This window comes from Micromonospora sp. I033, assembly GCF_053890995.1.
In genome coordinates this window covers 43,449-66,346 of the sequence record NZ_JBSSLX010000005.1, presented here as the reverse complement: position 1 = coordinate 66,346, position 22,898 = coordinate 43,449, and the positions used below count along the sequence as shown (strand labels likewise).

Genomic DNA, 22,898 nt, shown 5'->3' with positions numbered 1-22,898 from the left:
GGGGAGTAACTCTGCTCCCGTTCCTTGATCGCCCGCTCCGGGCGGACAGCCTCCTCGAACCGCTCGGTGCGACGAACACGTCAATGGCCGCCGGGTGACACGCCGCTCGGCTCCGCCCGGGTCGGCGTCCACTGCACCACGCTGAGGCGGTGACAGAACCTGTTCGCGGGTCCGGACGGTCGACGCCGTTCGGCATGGAGCGCGATCCGTCCCGGGTCGTGGCGTTCAGCGACGCGGTCATCGCCATCGCCGTCACGCTGCTCGTCCTGGAGATCCGTCCGCCGCGGGACACCGGTCGGCTGTTCCACGACCTTGTCGCACTGTGGCCGTCCTACCTGGCGTACGTGGTCACCTTCATGTTGATCGGGCAGGTGTGGGCGAACCACCACGTCATGTTCGACCAGATCCGCACCGTCGACCGGGTGGTGCTGTTCCTGAACACGGTGCTGCTGATGGACATCGCGTTCCTGCCGTTCGCCGCGTCCGTCCTGGCCGAGGCGTTCCGCGACGGGCAGGGGCAGCGCACCGCCGTCGTCCTGCACGGCATCACCTTCGAGCTGGCCGCCATCCTGTTCAACGTCATCTGGGCGTACGCGCGTCGTCACCACCGGCTGCTCGTGACCACCATCGACTCCGCCGGCGTACGCGCCATCGGCCGGCGCTTTCGGCTCGCCCTCGCCTGGATCGCCACCGGAACCCTGCTGGGCGCCCTGCTTCCCGCTCTCGGCGTGGCGGTGATCGCCGCGTTCATCCCCTTCTACTGGCTGCCGATCCAGGGCGAGATCGCCAGGAGGAGGCCTCGCCGTGGCGGAAGCGGTCAGGCCTGACGGCGCGCCCCGCCCGGACCACCTCGTCCGGGCCGCCGAGCCGATCAGGAATCGAGAAGCACCGGGGGCGCCCCGGGGCCTAGCCTTCTCCCGAGACGGCCGGCATCATGCCGAGCCCGGAGCGGGGAACGGGAGCCCGAGCATGTCCACGAAGAAGTCCACGACCGGTTCCGACGGCTTCAGCCCCGAGGAGCGCGCCGCGATGAAGGAGCGCGCCGCCGAGCTGCGCGCCGAGGGCAAGAAGGGCGCGAAGAAGGCCGACGAGCTGCAGGCGGTCCTCGACCGGATCGCGCAGATGGCGCCGGAGGACCGCGCGCTGGCCGAGCGCGTCCGTGCGACGGTGACCGCCACCGCGCCGCAGCTGTCGCCGAAGACCTGGTACGGGATGCCCGCCTACGCGAACGCCGCCGGCAAGATCGTCGTCTTCTTCCAGGACTCGGGCAAGTTCAACTACCGGTATTCGACCCTGGGCTTCCAGGACACGGCCAACCTCGACGACGGTGACCTGTGGCCGGTGGCGTACGCGCTCCACCAGTGGAGCCCGGCGGTGGAGAAGAAGGTCGCCGAGCTGGTGAGGGCTGCCGTCTCCTGACCGCTCCCCCGCGCCACCCGCGAGGCGATGCCGAACGAGCCCGGTCGATCGCTGACGGATCGACCGGGCTCGTCGGTTGGCGCAGGGTCAGGCGAGGTCGAACCGGTCGAGCTCCATGACCTTGGTCCAGGCGGCCACGAAGTCGGCCACGAACTTCTCGCGGGCGTCCTCGCTGGCGTAGACCTCCGCGAGGGCCCGCAGCTGGGAGTTGGACCCGAAGATGAGGTCGACCGCGGTGGCGGTCCACTTCACCTCGTCGGTGGCCAGGTCCCGGATCTCGTACACGTGCTCGTCGGACTCCGACGCCTTCCACCGGGTGCCCGGGGAGAGCAGGTTGGCGAAGAAGTCGTTGGTGAGCACGCCGGGCCGCTCGGTGAGGACGCCGTGCCGCGTGCCGCCGACGTTGGCCCCGAGGGAGCGCAGGCCGCCGACGAGGACGGTCATCTCGGGGGCGGTCAGGTTGAGCATGTAGGCACGGTCGACGAGCAGCACCTCCGGCTGGGTCTTCTCGCCGGGACGCAGGTAGTTGCGGAAACCGTCGGCGCGCGGCTCGAGGACCCGGAACGACTCGACGTCGGTCTGCTCCTGGGTCGCGTCGGTGCGGCCCGGGTGGAACGGCACGGTCACCTCGACGCCCGCGTCGCGCGCCGCCTTCTCGACGGCGGCCGACCCGGCCAGCACGATGAGGTCCGCGAGCGAGATCTTCGCGCCGCCGGCGGAGTTGAACTCCCGCTGGATGCCCTCCAGGGTCGCCAGGACCGTCGCGAGCTGCTCGGGCTGGTTGACCTCCCAGCTGCGCTGCGGCTCGAGGCGGATCCGCGCGCCGTTGGCGCCGCCGCGCTTGTCGGTGTACCGGAAGCTCGCGGCGGAGGCCCAGGCGGTGGAGACCAGTTGGGCGGTCGTGAGGCCGGACTCCAGGACCTTCGCCTTCAGGGCGGCGACGTCGCTGTCACCCACGAGCTCGTGGTCGACGGCCGGCACCGGGTCCTGCCAGAGCTGGACCTCCGGAACCCACGGCCCCAGGAAGCGACTGGCCGGACCCATGTCGCGGTGCAGCAGCTTGTACCAGGCCTTGGCGAACGCCAGCGCGAACTCGTCGGGGTTCTCCAGGAAGCGGCGCGAGATCTTCTCGTACGCCGGGTCGACGCGCAGCGACAGGTCGGTCGTGAGCATCGTCGGCTTGTACTTCTTCGACGGGTCGAACGGGTCCGGGATGATCTCCGGGGCGTCCTTGGCGACCCACTGCTTGGCGCCACCCGGGCTGGTGGTCAGCTCCCACTCGAAGCCGAAGAGGATCTCGAAGAAGCGGTTGCTCCACTGCGTCGGCCGGTCCGTCCACGTCACCTCGAGACCGCTGGTGATCGTGTCCGCGCCCTTGCCGCTGCCGTGGGTGCTCAACCAGCCGAGGCCCTGCGCCTCCAGCGGAGCGCCCTCGGGCTCCGGGCCCACGTGGTCGTCGGCGACGCCGGCGCCGTGGGTCTTGCCGAAGGTGTGGCCACCGGCGATGAGGGCGACGGTCTCCTCGTCGTTCATCGCCATCCGGGCGAAGGTCTCGCGGATGAAGTGCGCCGCCGCGGCCGGGTCCGCGTTGCCGCGGGGGCCCTCCGGGTTGACGTAGATGAGACCCATCTCGGTCGCACCGACGCCCGCCACCATCTCCTTCTCGGAGGCGTAGCGCTCGTCACCGAGCCAGGTGTCCTCCGGACCCCAGAAGATCTCCTCGGGCTCCCAGACGTCCTCGCGGCCGAAGCCGAAGCCGAAGGTCTTGAAGCCCATCGACTCCAGGGCGACGTTGCCGGCGAGCACGAGCAGGTCGGCCCAGGAGATCTTCTGGCCGTACTTCTGCTTGACCGGCCACAGCAGCCGGCGGGCCTTGTCGAGGTTGGCGTTGTCCGGCCAGCTGTTGAGCGGGGCGAACCGCTGACCACCGTCGCCGGCGCCGCCGCGACCGTCGTGGATGCGGTAGGTGCCCGCGGCGTGCCAGCTCATCCGGATCATCAGGCCGCCGTAGTGGCCGAAGTCGGCCGGCCACCAGTCCTGCGAGGTGGTGAGGACCTCGGTGATGTCCCGCTTGAGGGCCTCGACGTCGAGCTTGCTGAACTCCTTGGCGTAGCTGAAGTTCTCCCCCAGCGGGTTGCCCTTGTTGGAGTGCGCGTGCAGCACCGAGAGGTCGAGCTGGTTGGGCCACCAGTCCCGGTTGGTGCGCGGACGACCGCCCGTCTTCGGGGTGGGCGAGTCGATCGCCGGGTTCTCGCTCTCGCTGCCGTGCGCGGTCACGGAGTCGTGCGCGACCGGGCAGCCGGCCGCCTCCTTCTTGTCCACGCCCTGCGCGCTGGTGGGGGTGTAGTCCTCGGTGTCGCTCATCTGCTTCCTTCCGGACTGGCGGATCGCTGGGAGGTGCGTTCGGTCGCACAGTCGGGGCAGGTGCCCCAGTAGACGACCTCCGCCTCGTCGACCGAGAAGCCGTGGTCGTCGGAGGCGGTGAGACAGGGTGCATGGCCGACGGCGCAGTCGACGTCGGCGATCGCGCCGCAGGAGCGGCACACGACATGGTGGTGGTTGTCCCCCACCCGTGACTCGTAGCGGGCGGAGGCACGGGCCGGCTGGATGCGCCGCACCAGACCGGCGTCGGTGAGCGCACGCAGCACGTCGTAGACCGCCTGGTGGGACACCGTGGGATGGTCCGCCCGCACCAGGGCGATCACCGTGTCGGTGTCGACGTGGGGATGGTCCCGCAGCGCGGCGAGCACCGCCAACCGGGGACGGGTCACGCGCAACGAGACCGCCCGCAGCTGAGCCGCGAAGTCGGACGTCACCCGACGAACACTAGCCCAGTCTTCTGGAATGAATCAAGTTTTGCGGCCGGGGTAACCCGAACGGGTGGCGGGCCGGTCGCGGCGTGGGGGCACCGCCGTCGGACCAGGCCGCCGACCGGATGGTGATCACGATTCGGATGACGGCCCGGCGCTGCGGAAGGTGCGGCGGTAGGCGTCCGGAGGCACACCCACGGTGCGGTGGAAGTGGCGGCGCAGGGTCGTGGCGGTCCCCATGCCGGCCGCCTGCGCGATGGCGTCGATGCCGCTGTCGGTGTTCTCCAGCAGTTCCTGGGCCCGGCGGATCCGCTGCGTCGACAGCCACTGCAGCGGGGTGGCGCCGGTCACCGACCTGAAGTGGCGGGCCAGATGGCGGGAGCTCATGTTCGCCCGCCGGGCCAGGTCCTCCACGGTCAACGGTCGGTCCAACCGCTCCATCACCCAGGGGAGCAGGTCGGCGCGGGGGGGGTCGTCGCGGGCGGGCCCCGGGGTGGCCACGGACTCGGGCTGGCCGCCGGCGCGGTGCGGCGGCACGACCAGGCGGCGGGCGACCGCGTTGGCGACCGTCGAGCCGTGGTCGCGGCGGATCAGGTGCAGGCACAGGTCGAGCGCGGCGGCCTTGCCGGCGGAGGCGAGCACGGTGCCGTTGTCGACGTAGAGCACGTCGGGGTCGACCGTCACCCGGGGATAGCGGGCGGCCAGCGCCTCGGTGTGGGCCCAGTGCGTGGTCGCGCGCAGCCCGTCCAGCACCCCGGCCGCGGCCAGCACGAACGCACCGGTGCACAGCGAGACCAGCCGAGCGCCCGCCTCGTGGGCCGCGCGGACGGCGTCGAGCAGGTCGGACGGCACGTCCGCGTCGATGTCCTCCACCGCAGGGATGATCACGGTGTCGGCGCGGGCGAGCCGGTCCAGCCCGTCGTCGGGTTCCATCTGGAACCTGCCGATCCGGACCGGGCCGGGGCCGCAGACCACCAGGTCGTACCACGGGTCCGCCAGGCCGGTGGGGTCGCGGACGAAGACCTCGCAGGCCATGGCGAGCTCGAAGTGCAGCATCGCGTCGGTGGCGGCGAGCGCGACAGTGGTCATGTCCGAAATTGTACGAGGGATGGCGTTCCAGACACTGGCCCGTACCGGCGGCCGGGGAGAGGATCTTCCCAGTCGATCTTTCGAGGAGCGGGAAATGCAGACTGTGGCGGTGTTCGGCGCGTACGGGCACACCGGGCGGTTCGTGGTGACGGCGTTGCGCGAACGCGGGTTCGTCCCGCTTCTCGTCGGTCGCGACGCGGGCCGGCTGCAGGCGCTGGCGGCGTCGCACCCGGGGCTCGAACACCGGGTCGCGTCGGTCGACGATCCGGCCTCGCTCGACCAGGCGTTGAAGGGAGCGGCCGCGGTCATCAACTGTGCCGGCCCGTTCGCCTCGACCGCGGCCCCGGTGATCGAGGCCGCCCTGCGCACCGGGATCCCGTACGTGGATGTGGCGGCCGAGATCGAGGCCAATCACGACACCTTCACGCACTTCGCCGAGCGGGCTCGGGCCGCGGGAGTCGCGGTGGTGCCGGCGATGGCGTTCTTCGGCGGACTCGGCGACCTGCTGGTCACGACGGCGATGGGTGACTGGACGGCGGCCGACGAGGCGCACGTCGCGTACGGACTGAGCAGTTGGCACCCCACGGGCGGGACCCTCGCCTCCGGCACCGTCTCCCGGGAACGGCGCGACGGCCGACGGGTCCGCTACACCGGTGGCCGGCTGGACTATCACGCCGACCAGAGCGACCTGCCGACCCTGGAATGGGACTTTCCCGCTCCGCTGGGCCCGCGGACCGTCCTCGGCGACTTCACGATGGCCGACGTCGTCACCGTCCCCAGCCACCTGTCCATTCCGGAGGTACGGACGTACATGACCACCGACGCGGCCAGGGACCTGGCGGCGCCGGGCACCCCCGCGCCGACCGCGGTCGACGAGCGCGGCCGGTCCGCCCAGACGTTCACCGTCGACGTCATCGTGCGCGCCGGCGACACACAGCGACGCGTCGTGGCCAGCGGCCAGGACATCTACGCCATCAGCGCTCCGCTGGCGGTCGAGGCGGTCCATCGCATTCTCACCGGTCGGACGAGGACGAGCGGTGTCGCGTCCGCCGGCCGGATCTTCGACGCGCCCGACTTTCTCCGCGCGCTGTCGGCGCACCTCTCGTTCACACCGCGCCAGGAGTCCCGCGCGCCACAGGTCGCCTGATCGCCGAGCAGCCGCCACCCCTCTCCTGCTCCGGGGGGGTGGCGGCTGCTCGGCGGTACGGGTTGCGGAAGTCCCCTGTCCCACCCTCGCCGTCGTGGATCTGCACCCGGTGGTGTGCCGTGTCCTGTGCGCCGTCACCTGTGTGCTGTGCTGGGCGTGCGATGTGTGCCGGGGAGTCGAACCCCTGCGCCTGCCCGCGGCGCGCCAGGAGGGAGCCGGATCACCCGCCGGCTCTCGGGTTCGTGCACGCCTCCACGTCGGCTACCTGCTCCGCAACCTCTCAGCCCAGCAGGTCGACCTCCCAGTTCGTCCGCTGGATCAGCGTGTCGACCTCGCGCACCTGCCGGGCAAGGTCGTCGGCCTGGCGGCGCAGCTCCGCCACCGGCAGTGCCGGGATCATCTTCAGCTCCGACCGCAGCTGCCGATATCCGCGCTGGCCCTCCCCGGCCGCCGCGTCGGCGGCGGAGGTGACGACGTTGTGCCGCAGCCGGAGCACGTCGCGGCGCGCGAGCGCGTCGGTGAGTGTGCCGCCCTCCACCACCGTGGCGGCGTTGGTGCGATTGATCCGCCGGATCAGCGACTCCAGCTCACCGAGCACCTCGCCCGCCTCGGCCAGTAGGGCGGTGGCGTCCTCAGCGGGCGTCTCGCCCTCCTGGTAGCGGGCGCTGGCGGCGATGCGGGCACGGAGTTGGTCGGCGCGACGCGCCGCATCCGCGCGCAGCGCAAGAGCCTCAGCAAGCTTCATGGGCACCAGTATGGCCAGCGGGGATCATTGCCGCGTGCCATTTTCCCGCGGGCCCCGGACCGCGCGGGATGCGCGGTCAGCGCAGCCCGGCGAACAGGTCGTCCTCACGCGTCGGCGCATTCGTGGTGTCGCGGACCCGTACGAAGGTCTCCACGCCCATCAGCTCGGTGAACCGCTCCTGACCGAGTTGGAGGAAGAAGATGTTCTCGGCCTGGCTGGCGTGCGCGGCCAACGATTCGAACTTCTGCGCGCCGTAGGCGCTGGTGTCGACCCAGGTGGTGATCTCGTCGTCGGGCAGGCCGAGCTGCGGCATCTCCCCCGACGGACCCTCCGGCTCGGGAAACTCGACGCCGATCTCCTTCATGACCCGGCCGAAATCCTCGAACGCGCTGCGCGGCACGGTGGTCCAGTAGACCTTCGCGGGGATGCCCGTCTGCTCCACGGCGGCCATGGTGATGCGGTGCGCCTGGATGTGGTCCGGGTGGCCGTAGAAGCCGTTCTCGTCGTAGGTGACGACGACGTCGGGCCGATAGCGCCGGATCAACTCGGCCAGCCGGTCCGCCGCCTCCGCCACCGGCGTGTTCCAGAACGCGCCGGGCATGTCGTTGGTCGCCCAGCCCATCATCCCGGAGTCGGCATAGCCGAGCGTCTCCAGGTGGGTGACCTTCAACGCCTCGCAACTGGCCGCCAGCTCGGCCTCGCGCAGCGCCACCACGGCATCCGGGTCATGCCCCGGGTCGCCCGGCTTGACCCCGCCGGGCCCGTCGCCGCACCGCCCGTCCGTGCAGGTCACGAGCACGGTCGTGATCCCCTCCGCCGCGTAGCGGGCGAGGATGCCGCCGGTGCTCGTCGCCTCGTCGTCGGGGTGCGCGTGCACCGCCATCAGGGTCAGGGATCGCTCAGCCATCCCACCACCATACGAGGGACGTCCGACGCACTAGCATGGCCGCGGTCCGGGACGGCTTGCGGAAACGAGGCGAGATGCGGTGGCTGCGGCGGTTGCTGGACGGCAGGCGGGTCCAGCTCGATCCGGAGCGGCAGCAGGCGCTGCTGCGTGACGTCCGGCACCGGTACGGCGCCCGCGCGCAGATCCGGTTTCCCGAGCAGGTCGAGGCGGTGACCCGGGTGCTGGACGGCGACGACGGCCTGGTGGTCGCGGCCCGGATCGTCAGCGAGGTCGCCGACGAGGCCCATGCCGACCTGCGGGCCCAGGCCCACGATGTGTACCGACGGACGGGTCGGCGGCTGCTGGTGCACCGCCGGAACTACCGGCCCCTGTGGAAGGAGGCCGGCCTGGCGCTGCGGTGGCCACTGTTCGCGTTGCCGTGCGGCTTCCACCCGTACGCGCAGGTGGCCGCCGCGGTCGCGGTGGTCGGCGAGCGGGCGCCCCGGCTCGGCCGGGTGACCGACCCGAACCCGCTCCTGACCCACGTGTTCGAGGTGCTGGACCTCACCACCGCCGGCTGGGAGTACGGCCGGGTACGGGTGGACACCGACGCGGCCGCGCTGGCCGATCGACTGATCGCCAGCGCCGGGCGGGTGCTCGCCGCCATGGACGACCCGCCCCGGCTGCCCCCAGCGGTGCGTGAGCTGATGCGCCGCAACAACACCCTCGACGTGCACGATCCGGCCGGTCCCCGGGTGGTTGGCGGGATCAATCCGGGCGCGAGGATGCGGGAGGTCCTCCTGGCCTGACGGTGAGCACGGCGGGGGCGGTGGCGGTGCCGCAGGAACGACTCGTTGGTCCGCCACCTCGGCCCTGCCGTCATCGTCGCGGTCGACGGCAGGTTGTGGAGGGCGGGGGTGCGCAGCTCGGTGGCCAGACGATCCCTGGGCCGGCAGTTCGGATGGTTGTGGGCCGCCCACGCGGTCAGCGCCTACGGTTCGGCGCTCGGGTTCGGCGCGCTCCCGCTGATCGCCCTGCTGGTGTTGCACGCGAGCCCCGCTCAGGTGTCCGCGCTGTCAGCGGTGGGGCCGGCGGTGGGCGCCCTGATCGCGTTGCCGCTCGGGCCGTGGGTGGAGTTCCGCCGCAAGCGGCCGGTGATGATCGCGATGGACGTGGTCCGGTTCGCGGCCATGATGACGATCCCGGTCGCCTACGCCGTCGGCCGGCTCACCTTCGTCCAGTTGCTGGCGGTCTCGGCCGTGGTCGCCGCGGCCAAGATCGCCTTCGGCGCGGCCGGCGGGGCCTACCTCAAGGCCGTCGTCCGGCCGGACGACCTGCTCGTGGCCAACGCGAGGTTCGAGTCGACGACGTGGAGTTCCATCGCCGTCGGACCGCCGCTGGGTGGCGCGGCCATCGGGCTGTTCGGGCCGGTCACCACCGTGGTGGCCGACGCACTGAGCTACCTGCTCTCCGCGCTGGGCATCACGGCGATCCGCGGGCGGGAGGAACGTCCCCGGCGAACCGACGATCGCCGGGTGCGGGCCGGCGAACTGCTCGACGGCTGGCGGCACCTCCTGACCCACCCCGGCCTGCGGCCGCTCTACCTCAACCACCTGCTCGTCAGCGGGCTGATCATGGCCACCGAGCCGCTGCTGGCCGTGCTCATGCTCCGCGAGCTCGGCTTCCCACCCTGGCAGTACGGCCTCGCCTTCGCCGCCCCCTGCCTCGGCGGACTCGTCGGCTCACGCCTGGCCCGCCACGTCGTGGCGCGGTACGGCCAACACCGGATCCTCCGAACCGTCGGCGCGCTCCGCGCGGTCTGGCTGATCGGCCTCGCCTTCGTCCAGCCCGGCCTCGCCGGCCTCGCCACCGTGATCGCGGTCGAGCTCGCGATCATCATCAGCATGAGCCTGTACAACCCGGTGCTCGCCACCTATCGCCTCGAACACACCCCCAGGGACCGCATCGCCCGCACCCTGTCGGCCTGGTCGATCAGCAGCAGCGCCTCCATCGCCCTCCTCAGCGCGCTCGGCGGTCTGCTCGCCCACGCCACCAGCCCCCGCACGGCGGTCACCGTCGCCGGGCTGCTCGTCCTCGCCAGCCCGCTGCTGAGACCCGCCGGGCGGGAGTGGGGACGCCGCCCTCGTCAGGTTCAGGCTTCAGGCGGTCCGGCGGGTCCGGGCGAGCGCCAGCCCGCCGAGAAGCGCGGCGACCAGGCCGAGCACCAGGGCCGCGTAACCGCCGACGATGCCGTTGCCGGTGCCGGGTCCGCCGTCGGCGGTGACCACCACCAGCCCGCCGACGACCACGCCGGCCGCTCCCGCCCCTAGCGCCGCCCGGGACTGCCACCTCCCGCCGGGCCGGGCCAGCGCCAGCCCGCCGATGATCACGGCGGCCAGGGCCAACAGCGCGGCCACGGTGGCCACGGCGCGGTCGACCGTCAGGGTGTACGCGTCGACGGTGGACGCGGCGAGCAGATCACTGACCGGCATGAGGTTCTCCTTCGTCTTCCGGTGCCAGGTGTCGCCTGATCCTGTCCGGCGGACCCACCGCCTGGCGTCGTGCCGACGTGGACACTTCACGCTGCCGCCGACGGAGAACCCGACTGCCGCGAACGCGGGTGCGGGCCGGGGCGATACCGCGTACGCGGTAGGAACGGCTCCTCCGCTCGCACGAGTCGCCGGGGGCAGGCGTCCGGCTAGGGTGCGCGCATGAGCAGCGCACCGATCCGTGTCCGGGACTGGCTGATCGCCGTCGGGGTGGCGGCGATCCTGCTGACCAGCGGGCTGTCCGCGGACCGCACCGCGGACCGCCTCGATCCGCTCGGCTTCGCGCTGCTGGCGGCCGGCGGTCTGGCGCTGGCCGTGCGCCGGCGCGCCCCGGTCACCGTCCTGGTCGTCACCGGAGTGTGCGCGGTGGGCTACCAGGCCACCGGCTTCAACGTGTTCGCGGTCGCGTACCTGGTCGCGGTGTACGCGGCGGTGCGGGCCGGGCACCGTGCAGCCACCGTGGCGGCGAGCGTGGTCATGCTGGCCGCCCTTCCCGTGGCGGCGATGGCCTCGGGCCTGCGCGACGCGGGCGAGGCGTTCGTGCAGGCCCGCGGCGTCCTCGAGCTGGCCTGGCTGGTCGCCGCCGGCGCGGCGGGCGAAGCGCTGCGCCAGGCCGAGCGGCGGGCGGACGAGGCCGAGCGCACCCGCGAGGAGATCGCGCTGCGCCGCGCCGACGAGGAGCGGCTGCACATCGCGCGGGAGCTGCACGACTCGCTCACCCACCAGATCTCGGTGATCAAGGTGCAGGCCGAAGCCGCCGTGCACCTGAGCCAGAAGCGGGGTGAACAGGTGCCGGAGGCGCTGCTGGCGATCCGGGACGCCGGTCGCGAGGCGGCCCGCGAGCTGCGCGCGACCCTGGAAGCGCTGCGCGACGACGGCAACCACCCGCCGTACGGGCTCGACCAGGTCCCGGACCTGGTGCAACGCGCGCGGGCGACCGGCCTGGACGCGGCCCTGACGATCGAGGGAGACCCCACCGCGGTCCCGGTCGCGGTGGACCGGACCGCCTACCGGATCGTGCAGGAGTCGCTGACCAACATCACCCGGCACGCCGCGGCCGCCACCGCCTCGGTCCGGGTCGCCTACCGGCCCGACGCGGTGGTCATCCAGGTGGATGACGACGGCGCAGCCACGCCGGAGTCCGCGCCGCCGGTGCCCGGCGTCGGGCTCCTCGGGATGCGGGAACGGGTGACCGCCGTCGGCGGGCGGCTCCGCGCCGAGGCGCGCCGCGAGGGCGGTTTCACCGTCCACGCCGAACTGCCCGTGGGCGGTCCGTCGTGATCCGGGTCCTGCTGGTCGACGACCAACCACTCATCCGCAGCGGATTCCGCGCGCTGCTCGACGCCGAGGACGACATCACGGTGGTGGCCGAGGCCGCCGACGGCGGCGCGGGGATCGCGCTGGCCCGGCAGCACCTGCCCGACATCGCGCTCATCGACGTCCAGATGCCGGTCGTCGACGGCATTGAGGCGACCCGACGCATCGCGGCGGACCCCACCCTGGCCGGCGTGCACGTCGTCATCCTGACCAACTACGGCCTGGACGAGTACGTCTTCCACGCGCTGCGGGCCGGCGCCGCCGGCTTCCTCGTCAAGGACATCCTGCCGGAGGACTTCCTGCACGCCATCCGTGTCGCCGCCCGTGGCGACGCGCTGCTCGCACCGTCGATCACCCGCAAACTGATCGACCGGTACGTCACCCAGCCCCCGCCCGCCGACGCCGGGGCCGCGCTCGCGCAGCTGACCACCCGCGAACGCGAGGCCGTCACCCTGGTCGCGCAGGGCCTGTCCAACGACGAGATCGCCGAGCGCATGGTGATCAGCCCGGTGACCGCCAAGACCCACGTCAACCGTGCCATGACCAAGCTGCACGCCCGTGATCGCGCGCAACTCGTGGTGCTCGCCTACGAGTCCGGCCTGGTGGTGCCCCGCACGCACTGACGGCTTCGGTACGCGCCCTACGCGAACCGCAGGTGCCGGCGCTGGCGCAGCCGCACCGCGGCGGCCACGACGACCAGCAGGGTGAGGGCGAGCGCGAAGGCGAGGCCCTGGGTCAGGCCGCGGGCGAGGTAGCCGCCGTCGGTGTGGTCGATGGCGTACGTCCCGATCTCCCGGCTGAACCAGAACGGCAGCGCCCGGGTGGCGGTGCTCGCCGGGTCCATCACCATCTGCAGGCCGACGACGGTGAGCAGCACCAGCGTGCCCTCCAGTTCCCGCGGCAGCACGGCGCTCAGCAGCAGGCCGAACGGAGCGGCCACGGCCACGGTCAGCGCCATGATGAGGGCGATCGCACCGTATCGGACGTCGTGCTGGTCGACGAGGATGAGCACGAAGTACGGCGCGGAGAGCAGGACGCCGACCGCCCAGAGGGCGAGGAGCCGCCCGAGCACCAGGTGCAGGCTGCCGTAGCCGGAGAGCCGTAGCCGGGGTTCGATGCCGCGCGCCGCGCTGCCGGCGAAGAGCGCGGCGGTGCTCAGCGCCCAGCCCAGGCCGAGGCAGACGAAGCGGATCGACTGGCCGAGGTGGTCGCCCCGCCGGCTCAGGTAGAAGGCCAGCGGGAACAGCAGGAGGATGATCAGCACGGTGCGGCGGCGCAGCAGTTCGCGCAGGGCGGTCTCGGCCACCACGAGGATCCTGGTCATGCGTCGCGCTCCCGGGAGGCGGTCAGGTCGAGCACGATGTCGACACGGTCGAGCTGGTTGAGCAGGTGGGTGACGACCACGATGGCCTTGCCGGAGTCGCGCCAGCGCCACACCTCGTGCCAGAAGTCGAGGTAGGTGCCCCGGTCGAAGCCCTGGTAGGGCTCGTCGAGCAGCAGGACGTCCGGCTCGCCGAGGCGGGCCAGCACGAGGTTGAGCTTCTGGCGGGTGCCGCCCGAGAGGTGCCGCGCCTGGGTGCGTGGGGGCGGCGTCCACTCCAGCGCGGCGGCCCCCGCGCGGCCGGCCCGACGGGCCGCCGCCCGGCCCAGGCCCCGGCCCGCGCCGATCAGCACGAAGTGCTCGTCAGGGTTGAGGAACTCGGCGGTGCCGCCGTCCTGGGGGCAGTAGCCGAGCGTGCCGTGCACCTGGACGGTGCCCGCGTCCGGGCTCAGCAGGCCGGCGCAGATCCGCAGGAAGGTGCTCTTGCCGGCGCCGTTGGCCCCGACCACCGCCGCGATCTCCCCCGCCCGCACGGTCAGGTCGACCCGGTCCAGGACGGTCCGGCCCCGATAGCGCTTCGTGATGCCCCGGGCCGCGAGCCGCACCGGGCCGGGGTGGCGCCGCGGCGGGCGTACGTCGGGGCCGCCGAGGCTGTCGGCGACCGCCCGGGCGTACGTCTCCGGCGGACCGAAGACCCGCAGGGGCGGCTCGCCGCTCTCGGCCAGATGGGTGGCCGCCTCGGCGACGACGTGGCCGGTCAGATCAGGCCCCACCCCGTGCCGGCGCAGTTCGCCGGTGAGGGCGGCGAGCCAGGCGTGGTGGTTCACCGCTTCGGCTCCTCGCTCAGTATCGTGCCCACGCTCGCCGCGAAGGCGCTCCAGTCGGTGGCGGTCGCGCGCAACGCCGCGCTGCCGGCCGGGCTTATCCGGTAGTACTTCCGGGCGGGGCCGGTCTCGCCCTCCCGCCAGTGCGCGGTGAGCAGGCCGGAGCGCTGCAACCGCAGCAGCACGGGATAGAGGGTGCCGCCCTGCACGGTGCCCAGCCCGTAGGCCCGCAAGGCCTGGGACAGCTCGTAGCCGTAGGACTCACCCCGGCTCACCAGCGCCAGCACGCAGAGGTCGAGCACCCCGCGGAGCCACTGCGCCCGCCGCTCCTGGTTCATCCCGCGATCACGTCGACACACTAGCGCCGCTACCTAGCTAGCACAACAACCTAGCTCGCCGACGCCGGGCTGACCGCCTCGATGCGCCAGCAGTCAGCGGACGCGATCGACGAGGACACCGGGGTTGAGGATCCAGGACGGATCGAGCGCGCTCTTGGCGGCGCGCAACGCGAGCGCGACCGGGTCCGGCCGCTGCCGGTCGTACCAGGGTCGGTGGTCGCGGCCGACGGCGTGGTGGTGGGTGATGGTGCCGCCGGCGGCGAGCAGCGCGTCGGAGACGGCCTGCTTGACGTGGTCCCACTGGGCGACGGTGGCACCCCACCGGCCGGTGGCGTACACGCCGAAGTAGGGGGCGGGGCCGTCCGGGTAGACATGGGTGAAGCGGCAGGTGACCACACCGGTCGCGCCGACGGCGCCGAGCGCGTCGCCGGCCGCGTCGAGCACGGCGGCGCGCAGGGCGGGAAACCGGTCCCAGGTGCAGGCGGTCTCGAACGTCTCCACGATCATCGACCGGGCGGCGAGCGCGTCGCGCTGGTACGGCATCCGCAGGAACGCCGAGCGCCAGGCGTCGGCGGTGGCGGTCCGCCGCCGCGGGCCGGACGAGTCGTCGCCGCGGGGCGGCTCCGGCAGGGTGCCCCCGTGGTCGCGGCACAACTCGACGGCGCGGTCCAGCCACGCGGTGACCGGATGGTCGGCGGACTCGAAACCCAGGACGAGGACGCCGCCGGTGGTGGCGGCACCGGCGTTGAGGAGCGCCTCGGCGGGGTCGAGCAGCCGGCAGTTGCTCGGGTGCAGCCCGGACTGGGCGATGGCCCGGGTGGCTGCGACCGCCCCGTCGTAGTCGGTGAAGTGCACCGAGGCGCCCGCCCGCCAGCGGGGCCGGTCCTGCAGCCGCATCCACGCCTCGGTGATGACGCCGAGCGTGCCCTCCGAGCCGAGGAACAGCCGGTCCGGGGACGGCCCGGCGCCGGAGCCGGGCAGCCGGCGCGACTCGCTGGTGCCCGCCGGGGTGACCACCCGCAACGACTCCACCAGGTCGTCGATGTGGGTCAGGACGGTGGCGTAGTGACCGCCGGCACGGGTCGCCAGCCACCCGCCCAGGGTGGAGAACTCGAACGACTGCGGGAAGTGCCGCAGCGTCAGGTCGTGCCGCCGGAGCTGGTCCTCCAGCGCCGGGCCGAACACGCCGGCCTGGACGCGGGCCGCCCGGCTGGTCCGGTCCACCTCCAGCACCCGGTCGAGGCGCCCGAGGTCGAGACTGACCGCCGCCGAATACGCGTCGTCCAGCCGCGGCTCCACGCCACCGACCACCGACGAGCCGCCGCCGTAGGGGATCACCGCGATGTCCCGGCCCGCGCACCAGTCCAGCACGTCGACGACGTCCCGCTCGGTCGCCGGCCGGACCACCAGGTCCGGCGGGTCGTGAACCTCCCCGTGCAGGTTGCGGACGACGTCCCGGAACGCCTTGCCGTGGGTGTGCGCCGCGCGGTCGGCCGGCTCCGTCGAGCACAGCGGGGCGAGTGACGCCGGCGGATCGACCCGCGGCCGACGCAGGTCGAGTTCGGCCACCGGCGGCGCGACGTGCTCGGTCAGGTCGGCGCCGGGCAGCAGGGTGCGCACCCGGTCGGCCAACGCCGTGGCCTCCGCACCGGTCACCGCCTCCTCGACGTGCCCCCAGCCCCACCACGAACGGTGTTTCCCGGTCACGCGGCCTCCCCGCCGTCAGTACCGACTCGCCGGTAACGTACTCGACGATCACCACCGTGGACACCGGCGGTCGCGGTACGTTGCACAGTCATGGCCACGACCGCCGACATCCGTCGCGACCTCGCCAGCCTCGCCGACCCGGGCCGGGCGGAGGGATCGAGCCGATTTCTGCAGATGGTCCCGGGCGGGTACGGCGAGGGCGACACGGCCATCGGTGTCTCCGTGCCGGACCAACGCAGGGTGGCCGCCCGGTACTGGCGCGACCTCTCCCTGGCCGAGACGGCCCGGCTGCTGACCAGCGACGTGCACGAGGAGAGGTTGACGTCGCTGTTCATCCTGGTGCGGAAGTTCGCCAAGGGAGACGAGGAGGAACGGGGCCGGATCTTCGCCACCGTCCTGGCCAACACCGGTCACATCAACAACTGGGACCTGGTGGACTCGTCCGCCCCGTACATCGTCGGCCCGTGGCTCATCGACAAGGACCGGAGCGTCCTGGACCGGTTGGCCGGGTCAAGCATCGTGTGGGACCGGCGCATCGCCGTCATGGCGACCTTCGCCTTCATCAGAGCCGGCGACTTCTCCTGGACCTTCCGCCTCAGCGAGCGGCTCCTGCACGACCCGCACGACCTCGTCCACAAGGCGGTGGGCTGGATGCTGCGCGAGGTCGGCAACCGGGACCGAGCGGCGGAGGAGGAGTTCCTGGCCCGGCGGTACCGGGTCATGCCGCGGGTCATGCTGCGGTACGCGATCGAGAAGTTCGAACCGCAGCGACGTCGGGAGTACCTGTCCGGCGTGGCCTAGACAGCCGCTGGCCCCGGTGGCAGCGGCTGCACGGACGCCTTCGCGGCCAGTCGGGCGGTCAGCCGCTCGTCGAGGTATGCGGCCAGCTGCGCGTCCTGAGCCGCGGTCAGCGTCGTACGGCACAGGTACCGCGGGTCGGGCCGGTCGACGCAGTCCAGGCGGTACGCCTCCCGCACACGACTGACGTGTGTGATCGCCGTCCATCGCAGCCGCAGCGAGGTGTGGGCGGTGTGCCACTCGATGGCGTCCGCGGTGAACACGTACCGCAGGGGCGCCAGCAGCTCCGGGTTGCGCCGCAGGTGCAGCGGCCCGTTGACCACCCCGGCGACGCACCAGACCACCCCGAACGGGAGGCCGAACAGCCCGGCGAGGAACCACCCACCATCGGCCGCGAACGTGCCGAGGCTCGTGACGGACAACAGCAGGCCCGCGATGGCGAACATGCGACTGGTCCGCCGCAGATCCCGCCGCAGCAACCGCAGGAACCGGGCATCGGGGGTGACCAGCAGGTCGAACCCGTTGTGGAGGCTGACGTTGCCGAGCTTCTCCTCGCCCATTCGCACCCCTCGCCTCTCGTCGTGAGCCCCGCGACTGATCATCGACCCAGCCGCCGGTCAGAGCCCTCCGGGGCAGTCGAGGGACAACGCCGTCGACCGCCTTGAGCACGCAGTCGTCCGCCAGCCGGCCGTCGGGCAGCCGCACCTCGCCCCGGTCCGACCCTTCGTCGGGCACGAACCAGTGCCGCACGACCTCGACCCCGTACGCGCCCTCGACGGCCGCGACGGCCCGCTCCTCGATCTGCCGGGTGTGCGCCTCCCACGCCGTGGTGCGACGGTGAGCGCCGGCACCGCGTAGTCCGGGACGAGCGGCGGATACACGGGAGCGGGAACCATCGGTCCTCCTGGTCGGCGACGCCGTGACGCTACCGTGCCGGGTCGGTTCCCTCAGCCCCTCAACCGGCGCCGCCCGCCGCAGGCGAGGGCGCGGCGCAGGTGGCGTACGGGGACGGCTGGCCGCTAGGACGCCTGGCGGACGGGCAGGTCGGCCAGCCAGACGTCGGCCAGGTCGCCGAGGGGCACGTCGAGGGCCTGGCTGAGGCGGACCACGGTGCCGAACGCCGGCGCGGGAAGGCGGCCCGCCTCGATCTTGCGCAGCGTCTCCGGGGAGATGCCGGCCGCCAGGGCCACCTCGACGAGGCTGCGGCCGGCCCGCGCGGCCCGGAGGGCGGCTCCGAGGCGCTGGCCCGCGGCGATCTGTTCGGCGGTGAGTGGTTGGCGAACCATGCCAGCAGGATATCCCCCGGAGCAGCGCCGAACCGCCATGGTATAAAAATACCGCGTCCGGGAGGGGAGGCTGTCGTGATCGAGTTCAAGTCCGCCGAGGAGATCGGCCAGATGGCGGTGACCGGCCAGTTCGTCGGCGAGTTGCTGGCCGAGCTGAGCGAGGTCGCCGCGGTCGGCGTCAACCTGATGGACCTCGAACACCACGCCCGCCGCCGGATCAAGGAACGCGGCGCCGAATCCTGCTACTGGGACTACGCCCCGTCGTTCGGCCGCGGCCCGTTCCGCAACGTGCTGTGCCTGTCGGTCAACGACGCGGTGCTGCACGGCCTGCCGCACGACTATGTTCTGCGGGACGGTGACCTGCTCAGCATCGACATGGCGGCCAGCATCGACGGCTGGGTCGCCGACTCCGCGCTCTCGGTCATCGTCGGCACCCCCGACCCGGCCGACCTGAAGCTGATCGAGGCCACCGAGGTCGCCCTGGAGGCCGGCATCGCCGCCGCCCAGCCCGGCGGCCGCCTCGGCGACATCTCCGCCGCGATCGGCGCGGTCGCCCACTCCTACGGCTACGGCGTCAACGGCGAGTTCGGCGGCCACGGCATCGGCCGCACCATGCACGAGGCGCCGCACGTCGCCAACAACGGCCGCGCCCGCCGCGGCCTGAAGCTCGACCCCGGCCTCACGATCGCCATCGAGCCCTGGTTCTGCCGCTCCACCGACAAGATCATGTTCGACAAGGACGGCTGGACGATCCGCTCCGCCGACGGCTCCCGCACCGCCCACTCCGAACACACCGTCGCCATCACGGCTTCCGGCCCCCAGGTCCTGACCCGCCGGCCCACCCACGGCGCCGCCTCGTCCGACCCCACCAAGAAGCCCGCCAGAGCCTCCTGACCTCGCTTCGCCCACACTCTCTCAATGATTGGGAGACAACCGCGCGAATTCGCAGATTTGTCGAGGCCCCACGGGAACCATTTCTGATGCTTCGGCCCTGACGGCACGATCAGGCCGGGGATTTCGGTTCCCGGCAGAAAGTGGGACGCGCTGGCCACCCGTCCCGTCCTGGCCGGCTACGCCTGAAGTTTCCGCTTGCGGCAGGCCCCAGACCCTGCCGTGACGCCCGATCCGGGGGATCCGAATGGAGCCTGACCGGGCCTTCGCATGCTGGTTTCGTCGCGAACGCACCGATCACCGGAGAGCTCTGCGGAACCGGCACAAGTGACCGAAGGAGCGCGGCCGCGGAATTCTTGCCGCCTTTCGGCAATTGGCCTGCCCCTGCCTTGTCAGCAGTTACCGTCCTTTAACGTGACCGTCGTTCGCATTGCAGCCGTGGCGCTCAGCGCCTTCCTGACCACACCCGCCGCGGCGGCCGGGCCATCGACGTCGGCGGCCTCCGTGCCGCACGTGCCCTGCCCGGCCGTGAAGCCGCCAGTCCCCCCGCCCGCCGCACCGTCGCCGCCACCGGTCGGACCCGCGGACCTCGCCGTCGGCGGCGAGGCACTGGCGACGGCGGGGCTGGCCATCCCCACGGGTGCGCCGATGGCGCCCGCGGTGACCGCCACCTCGTGGGTCGTGGCCGACCTCGACAGTGGCGCGGTGCTGGGTGGATGCGGCCCGCACGAACACCGCACGCCGGCCAGCGTGCAGAAGATGCTGCTGGCCGCGGCCCTGATGCCGCACCTCGACCCGACCCAGGTCGTCGAGGTGACCCGGGCGGATCTGCGGGATCTCGATCCGGCCAGTTCGCTGATGGGGGTGGTCGAGGGCGGCCGTTACTCGGTCGAGAGCCTGTGGCTGGGGCTCCTTCTCAAGTCGGGAAACGACGCGGCCAACGTGCTCGCCCGGGCCGGCGGCGGCGCCGCCGGGCGGCAGGGCGGCGTGCAGGCGATGAACGACGAGGCACGCCGGCTGGGCGCGAACCAGACCCACGCGGCCACGCCGTCCGGCCTGGACGGCCCCGGTCAGTACACCAGCGCGTACGACCTGGCGCTGATCGCCCGCGCCACCTACGCCCGCGCGGACTTCCGGCGGTACATCGCCACCCGAGCAGCGGAGATACCGGCCGGGCCGGGAACGCCGGGCTTGTCCATCACCCACGACAACACCCTGCTGGACCACTACCCGGGGACGCTCGGCGGGAAGACGGGCTTCACCGACCTGGCGCGACAGACGTACGTGGGTGTGGCCGAACGTGACGGCCGGCGGCTCGCCGTGACCCTGCTCGGCGCGGAGACCGCGCCACTGGGAAGCCTGGGCGAGGCGGCAGCCCTGCTGAACTGGGGCTTCGCTCTCCCGCAGAACGCCTCGGTCGGCCGCCTCGTGACCCCTGGCGAACTGAAGAAGCACGACCAGCCCGTCGCCGCGGTCAGCGGCGAGCGGCCCGGTCAGGCCGGGGCAGGATCCTGGTTCTCGTTGGCGGCCATCCTCACCGTCGGTGCCGCCGTCGTACCGGCCGTCCTCCTCCTGGCGGTTCCCTGGCGACGGAGGGCCGCCCGCCGCGCGGCAGGGTGACCCCGGAACCGGCCCCGCCCCGGACATCGATCCGGGGCGGGGCACCACTCATGGGCGGCGGTGGTCGGGCACCACGTCGAGACCCCGACTACCGGAGCTGGCTGATGTTGCGGGCAAAGACGTACCGCTCCTGCTGCGTCTCGGTCAGGTTCCAGAGCCGGCCGGTGTTCTTGTCGTAGGAGAGGTCCTCGGGGTGCGCCAGCAGGTCGTTGTAGTTCACGAGGCTGCCGGGAACCCACGTGACGAGGTCGCCGTTGCTGCTGCCGTTGGCGCGGGCGATGTAGTACTTGCCGTTGACGCTCGTCGCACCGTTCATCTCGTTGACGTCGACCTGGATGGCCTCCACGGCGGTGGCCACGTTGCTCGTCGCCGTCAGCAGCCGCGTGCTGGCGTCGATGTTCCACCGGAACAGCCGCTTGTGATCGGCGGGGTCCTCCGGCAGACCGTATTCGCCGACCACGATGCTGTCCGGCGTGGTCGTGCGGTCGAGGGAGATGAACGACCACTGGACGGGCCGCTCGCCCCCGGTGGGGGCCTGCGCGTCGTAGGCGCCGCTCTGCGGCAGCACGTACGCGTAGTTGTGCGCGGTGTAGGTGCCGTTGGACTGCCGGCCGATGGTGGTGTCGTCACCGTTGGCGGTGACCTTGAGCATCTTCGTGGTGTCGAAGACCCGGATTCCCTTGCTGGTGTCCACCACGTACAGCAGCTTTCCGTACCACATGGCGCCGCCGGCGTGGAAGTGGATGGCCTTGAAGTTCGGGGTGCCGGCTCCGCCGGTCGACGGGTCGAGGTAGGGCTCGACCAGGAGGACGTGCCGGTACTTCGGCGCGTCCGGGTTGGTCATGTCGACGAAGCTGATCCGGGCGCCCTTGCCGGTGGTCTCGTCCAGGTGGTCGTACCACGACACCAGGATGACCCTGCGGCCGTTGTAGAGGCCGCCGTCGGCGTAGTCGGCGCTGGTCGTGAGACCCTGCGGGTACCAGAGGCCCGTCCCGTCAGTGGTGGTCTTGTCCCACGTCCATCCCTGCGCGAACCCGCTCATCTCCGACAGCAGGATCTTGCTGCCGGTGCGATTGGCCGAGTTGAGCACGTCGTCGACGGTGGCCCACGGTAGGGCGCCGGCGAGCTGGATGTCGTTGATCACCTGCGCGTAGGGCGCGACGGTTCCCGCCTGGGTGGTGGTCCGGTACTTCAGCTTGAAGTGACTCGCCGTCAGGTAGGAGAGGTCGGCTGAGACTGGTTGTGGACCGATGGGCGCGCGTGCGGCGGCCGAGGCGGCGGCGGGTTGCTGATCGATGGCCGCCCCGGCAGCCAGGGCGACGGGTGCGGCGGCGAGGCCCTTCAGCAGGGCGCGTCGGTTGATCATCATGACGGTCGAAAGTAGACCCGCCCTGCGAAGATCATCAATGATGAAGATCACATACCGGTGTACGGCTGTCGATGGGTCCGGCGAGGCGGACCCTCACCCGGACGCGGGCACCGCAAAGATCGACGTGGCCCGGGCTTGATCGGTTGATCCGAAGGCTCATACAGTCGGGCGGGTGAACATGGCGCGGGTCCGGCAGGCGTACGCGTCCGTCGCGGAGCTCTACATCGAGCTGTTCGGGACGAGCCAGCAGGTACACCCCGACGACCTCGCCTTCATCGGGCGGCACCTGGCGGGCCGGCCGGGCCCGGTACTCGATGCGGGCTGCGGGCCCGGTCACATCACCGATCACCTCCGGTCGCTGGGCGTCGACGCGACGGGAATCGACATGGTTCCCGAGTTCATCGCCCACGCGCGGGCGGCCCACCCGGACGGGAGGTACCGACTCGGGTCGATGGAGGATCTCGGCGTCGCCGACCACTCCGTCGCCGGCATCCTGGCCTGGTTCTCGACGATCCACCTATCGCCGCAGGATCTCGACGGCGTGCTCGCCGAGTTCCGGCGAGCACTGGCCCCGACCGGAACGTTGGTGCTCGGCATCTTCGACGGTGACGAGGTCGCGGCCTTCGACCACAAGGTCGTGACCGCCTATCGCTGGCCCGTCGACGAGTTCTCGGAACGACTGACGCGAGCCGGCTTCACGGAGGTTGAGCCCGTGCGGCGGCCCAGCGACGGCACTCATCGGCCGTACGCCGCCATCGCGGCGGTCGCGACGGGACCTGATC

The 22,898-nt window shown here is 72.1% G+C and carries 22 protein-coding genes and 2 pseudogenes; 11 read left to right on the top strand and 13 right to left on the bottom strand.

Annotation, left to right across the window (positions count from 1 at the left end):
• Positions 1 to 194 precede the first annotated feature (194 nt).
• Together ACW0Q9_RS01900 and ACW0Q9_RS01895 are read left to right on the top strand one after the other, a co-directional pair.
• Entirely contained in the window at positions 195 to 827 is a 633-nt protein-coding gene (locus ACW0Q9_RS01900) for a TMEM175 family protein (protein ID WP_456178016.1), read from the top strand.
• Between the two features lie 142 nt (positions 828 to 969).
• On the top strand, positions 970 to 1,419 hold the full coding sequence (locus ACW0Q9_RS01895) for an iron chaperone (RefSeq protein WP_456178015.1): 450 nt from the start codon (positions 970 to 972) through the stop codon (positions 1,417 to 1,419).
• Between the two features lie 87 nt (positions 1,420 to 1,506).
• Here ACW0Q9_RS01895 and katG read toward each other — a convergent pair whose 3' ends face one another.
• The 3 genes from katG to ACW0Q9_RS01880 form a co-directional block, all read right to left on the bottom strand.
• Positions 1,507 to 3,783: a catalase/peroxidase HPI gene (gene katG, locus ACW0Q9_RS01890; protein ID WP_456178014.1), complete on the bottom strand. Its 2,277-nt coding sequence runs from the start codon at positions 3,781 to 3,783 to the stop codon at positions 1,507 to 1,509.
• Positions 3,780 to 4,235, bottom strand: a complete 456-nt coding sequence (locus ACW0Q9_RS01885; protein ID WP_456178012.1) for a Fur family transcriptional regulator — start codon at positions 4,233 to 4,235, stop codon at positions 3,780 to 3,782. Before ACW0Q9_RS01885 ends, katG begins: the two co-directional genes overlap by 4 nt.
• 126 nt (positions 4,236 to 4,361) lie before the next feature.
• Positions 4,362 to 5,318 (bottom strand): helix-turn-helix domain-containing protein, encoded by a 957-nt coding sequence (locus ACW0Q9_RS01880; protein WP_456178010.1) that lies wholly within the window; start codon positions 5,316 to 5,318, stop codon positions 4,362 to 4,364.
• A 94-nt stretch (positions 5,319 to 5,412) separates the two neighbouring features.
• Here ACW0Q9_RS01880 and ACW0Q9_RS01875 point away from each other — a divergent pair, with 94 nt between their 5' ends.
• Positions 5,413 to 6,465 carry a saccharopine dehydrogenase family protein gene (locus tag ACW0Q9_RS01875; protein ID WP_456178008.1) on the top strand — a complete coding sequence of 351 codons (1,053 nt, stop codon included), beginning with the start codon at positions 5,413 to 5,415 and terminating at the stop codon, positions 6,463 to 6,465.
• A gap of 280 nt (positions 6,466 to 6,745) precedes the next feature.
• On the opposite strand, the gene ACW0Q9_RS01870 is transcribed toward ACW0Q9_RS01875, so the two are convergent.
• Together ACW0Q9_RS01870 and ACW0Q9_RS01865 are read right to left on the bottom strand one after the other, a co-directional pair.
• Positions 6,746 to 7,210 (bottom strand): DIP1984 family protein, encoded by a 465-nt coding sequence (locus tag ACW0Q9_RS01870; RefSeq protein ID WP_456178006.1) that lies wholly within the window; start codon positions 7,208 to 7,210, stop codon positions 6,746 to 6,748.
• A gap of 76 nt (positions 7,211 to 7,286) precedes the next feature.
• Positions 7,287 to 8,117 carry a PIG-L family deacetylase gene (locus tag ACW0Q9_RS01865; RefSeq protein WP_456178004.1) on the bottom strand — a complete coding sequence of 277 codons (831 nt, stop codon included), beginning with the start codon at positions 8,115 to 8,117 and terminating at the stop codon, positions 7,287 to 7,289.
• A 74-nt stretch (positions 8,118 to 8,191) separates the two neighbouring features.
• Here ACW0Q9_RS01865 and ACW0Q9_RS01860 point away from each other — a divergent pair, with 74 nt between their 5' ends.
• A complete protein-coding gene (locus tag ACW0Q9_RS01860; protein WP_456178002.1) occupies positions 8,192 to 8,905 on the top strand; it encodes a hypothetical protein in 714 nt (237 codons plus the stop codon).
• A gap of 120 nt (positions 8,906 to 9,025) precedes the next feature.
• A complete protein-coding gene (locus ACW0Q9_RS01855) occupies positions 9,026 to 10,426 on the top strand; it encodes an MFS transporter (protein ID WP_456178000.1) in 1,401 nt (466 codons plus the stop codon).
• On the opposite strand, the pseudogene ACW0Q9_RS01850 reads toward ACW0Q9_RS01855, so the two are convergent.
• Positions 10,322 to 10,588, bottom strand: a pseudogene (locus ACW0Q9_RS01850) (DUF6223 family protein); the annotation flags it as partial. The gene ACW0Q9_RS01855 and the pseudogene ACW0Q9_RS01850 overlap by 105 nt on opposite strands.
• Positions 10,589 to 10,807: 219 nt before the next feature.
• On the opposite strand from ACW0Q9_RS01850, the gene ACW0Q9_RS01845 reads away from it, so the two are divergent.
• Both ACW0Q9_RS01845 and ACW0Q9_RS01840 read left to right on the top strand, forming a co-directional pair.
• On the top strand, positions 10,808 to 11,926 hold the full coding sequence (locus ACW0Q9_RS01845) for a histidine kinase (protein WP_456177998.1): 1,119 nt from the start codon (positions 10,808 to 10,810) through the stop codon (positions 11,924 to 11,926).
• Positions 11,923 to 12,585, top strand: a complete 663-nt coding sequence (locus ACW0Q9_RS01840) for a response regulator (RefSeq protein ID WP_456177996.1) — start codon at positions 11,923 to 11,925, stop codon at positions 12,583 to 12,585. The genes ACW0Q9_RS01845 and ACW0Q9_RS01840 overlap by 4 nt, the downstream gene beginning before the upstream one ends.
• Positions 12,586 to 12,602: 17 nt before the next feature.
• On the opposite strand, the gene ACW0Q9_RS01835 is transcribed toward ACW0Q9_RS01840, so the two are convergent.
• From ACW0Q9_RS01835 to ACW0Q9_RS01820, 4 genes are all read right to left on the bottom strand, one after another.
• Positions 12,603 to 13,286, bottom strand: a complete 684-nt coding sequence (locus tag ACW0Q9_RS01835; RefSeq protein ID WP_456177994.1) for a hypothetical protein — start codon at positions 13,284 to 13,286, stop codon at positions 12,603 to 12,605.
• Complete coding sequence (locus ACW0Q9_RS01830; protein ID WP_456177992.1) at positions 13,283 to 14,110, bottom strand: ATP-binding cassette domain-containing protein; 828 nt, start codon at positions 14,108 to 14,110, stop codon at positions 13,283 to 13,285. The genes ACW0Q9_RS01835 and ACW0Q9_RS01830 overlap by 4 nt, the downstream gene beginning before the upstream one ends.
• Entirely contained in the window at positions 14,107 to 14,445 is a 339-nt protein-coding gene (locus ACW0Q9_RS01825; RefSeq protein WP_456177990.1) for a PadR family transcriptional regulator, read from the bottom strand. Before ACW0Q9_RS01825 ends, ACW0Q9_RS01830 begins: the two co-directional genes overlap by 4 nt.
• A 93-nt stretch (positions 14,446 to 14,538) precedes the next feature.
• Positions 14,539 to 16,152, bottom strand: a complete 1,614-nt coding sequence (locus ACW0Q9_RS01820; protein ID WP_456177988.1) for an FAD-binding oxidoreductase — start codon at positions 16,150 to 16,152, stop codon at positions 14,539 to 14,541.
• 90 nt (positions 16,153 to 16,242) lie between these two features.
• Here ACW0Q9_RS01820 and ACW0Q9_RS01815 point away from each other — a divergent pair, with 90 nt between their 5' ends.
• Positions 16,243 to 16,953 carry a DNA alkylation repair protein gene (locus tag ACW0Q9_RS01815; RefSeq protein ID WP_456177986.1) on the top strand — a complete coding sequence of 237 codons (711 nt, stop codon included), beginning with the start codon at positions 16,243 to 16,245 and terminating at the stop codon, positions 16,951 to 16,953.
• On the opposite strand, the gene ACW0Q9_RS01810 is transcribed toward ACW0Q9_RS01815, so the two are convergent.
• Positions 16,950 to 17,510 (bottom strand): hypothetical protein, encoded by a 561-nt coding sequence (locus tag ACW0Q9_RS01810; protein ID WP_456177985.1) that lies wholly within the window; start codon positions 17,508 to 17,510, stop codon positions 16,950 to 16,952. The genes ACW0Q9_RS01815 and ACW0Q9_RS01810 overlap by 4 nt on opposite strands.
• A gap of 459 nt (positions 17,511 to 17,969) precedes the next feature.
• Positions 17,970 to 18,236 (bottom strand): helix-turn-helix domain-containing protein, encoded by a 267-nt coding sequence (locus tag ACW0Q9_RS01805; protein WP_456177983.1) that lies wholly within the window; start codon positions 18,234 to 18,236, stop codon positions 17,970 to 17,972.
• A 75-nt stretch (positions 18,237 to 18,311) separates the two neighbouring features.
• Here ACW0Q9_RS01805 and map point away from each other — a divergent pair, with 75 nt between their 5' ends.
• Both map and ACW0Q9_RS01795 read left to right on the top strand, forming a co-directional pair.
• A complete protein-coding gene (map, locus tag ACW0Q9_RS01800; protein ID WP_456177981.1) occupies positions 18,312 to 19,130 on the top strand; it encodes a type I methionyl aminopeptidase in 819 nt (272 codons plus the stop codon).
• A 411-nt stretch (positions 19,131 to 19,541) separates the two neighbouring features.
• Complete coding sequence (locus ACW0Q9_RS01795) at positions 19,542 to 20,747, top strand: D-alanyl-D-alanine carboxypeptidase family protein (RefSeq protein ID WP_456177979.1); 1,206 nt, start codon at positions 19,542 to 19,544, stop codon at positions 20,745 to 20,747.
• A gap of 88 nt (positions 20,748 to 20,835) precedes the next feature.
• Here the strand turns inward: ACW0Q9_RS01795 and ACW0Q9_RS01790 are convergent, their stop codons facing one another.
• Positions 20,836 to 22,116 carry a hypothetical protein gene (locus ACW0Q9_RS01790; RefSeq protein ID WP_456177977.1) on the bottom strand — a complete coding sequence of 427 codons (1,281 nt, stop codon included), beginning with the start codon at positions 22,114 to 22,116 and terminating at the stop codon, positions 20,836 to 20,838.
• A gap of 172 nt (positions 22,117 to 22,288) precedes the next feature.
• Here ACW0Q9_RS01790 and ACW0Q9_RS01785 point away from each other — a divergent pair.
• Positions 22,289 to 22,888: pseudogene (locus ACW0Q9_RS01785) on the top strand (class I SAM-dependent DNA methyltransferase); the annotation flags it as partial.
• Between the last annotated feature and the right edge of the window lie 10 nt (positions 22,889 to 22,898).

Bases quoted from the DNA above. Each gene is read 5' to 3' on its own strand.
- ACW0Q9_RS01810 (WP_456177985.1), bottom strand. From the start codon at position 17,510: ATGGGCGAGGAGAAGCTCGGCAACGTCAGCCTCCACAACGGGTTCGAC.
- ACW0Q9_RS01900 (WP_456178016.1), top strand. From the start codon at position 195: ATGGAGCGCGATCCGTCCCGGGTCGTGGCGTTCAGCGACGCGGTCATC.
- ACW0Q9_RS01805 (WP_456177983.1), bottom strand. From the start codon at position 18,236: ATGGTTCGCCAACCACTCACCGCCGAACAGATCGCCGCGGGCCAGCGC.
- ACW0Q9_RS01825 (WP_456177990.1), bottom strand. From the start codon at position 14,445: ATGAACCAGGAGCGGCGGGCGCAGTGGCTCCGCGGGGTGCTCGACCTC.
- katG (WP_456178014.1), bottom strand. From the start codon at position 3,783: ATGAGCGACACCGAGGACTACACCCCCACCAGCGCGCAGGGCGTGGAC.
- ACW0Q9_RS01895 (WP_456178015.1), top strand. From the start codon at position 970: ATGTCCACGAAGAAGTCCACGACCGGTTCCGACGGCTTCAGCCCCGAG.
- ACW0Q9_RS01875 (WP_456178008.1), top strand. From the start codon at position 5,413: ATGCAGACTGTGGCGGTGTTCGGCGCGTACGGGCACACCGGGCGGTTC.
- ACW0Q9_RS01860 (WP_456178002.1), top strand. From the start codon at position 8,192: ATGCGGTGGCTGCGGCGGTTGCTGGACGGCAGGCGGGTCCAGCTCGAT.
- ACW0Q9_RS01845 (WP_456177998.1), top strand. From the start codon at position 10,808: ATGAGCAGCGCACCGATCCGTGTCCGGGACTGGCTGATCGCCGTCGGG.
- ACW0Q9_RS01815 (WP_456177986.1), top strand. From the start codon at position 16,243: ATGGCCACGACCGCCGACATCCGTCGCGACCTCGCCAGCCTCGCCGAC.
- ACW0Q9_RS01835 (WP_456177994.1), bottom strand. From the start codon at position 13,286: ATGACCAGGATCCTCGTGGTGGCCGAGACCGCCCTGCGCGAACTGCTG.
- ACW0Q9_RS01790 (WP_456177977.1), bottom strand. From the start codon at position 22,116: ATGATGATCAACCGACGCGCCCTGCTGAAGGGCCTCGCCGCCGCACCC.
- ACW0Q9_RS01880 (WP_456178010.1), bottom strand. From the start codon at position 5,318: ATGACCACTGTCGCGCTCGCCGCCACCGACGCGATGCTGCACTTCGAG.
- ACW0Q9_RS01870 (WP_456178006.1), bottom strand. From the start codon at position 7,210: ATGAAGCTTGCTGAGGCTCTTGCGCTGCGCGCGGATGCGGCGCGTCGC.
- ACW0Q9_RS01865 (WP_456178004.1), bottom strand. From the start codon at position 8,117: ATGGCTGAGCGATCCCTGACCCTGATGGCGGTGCACGCGCACCCCGAC.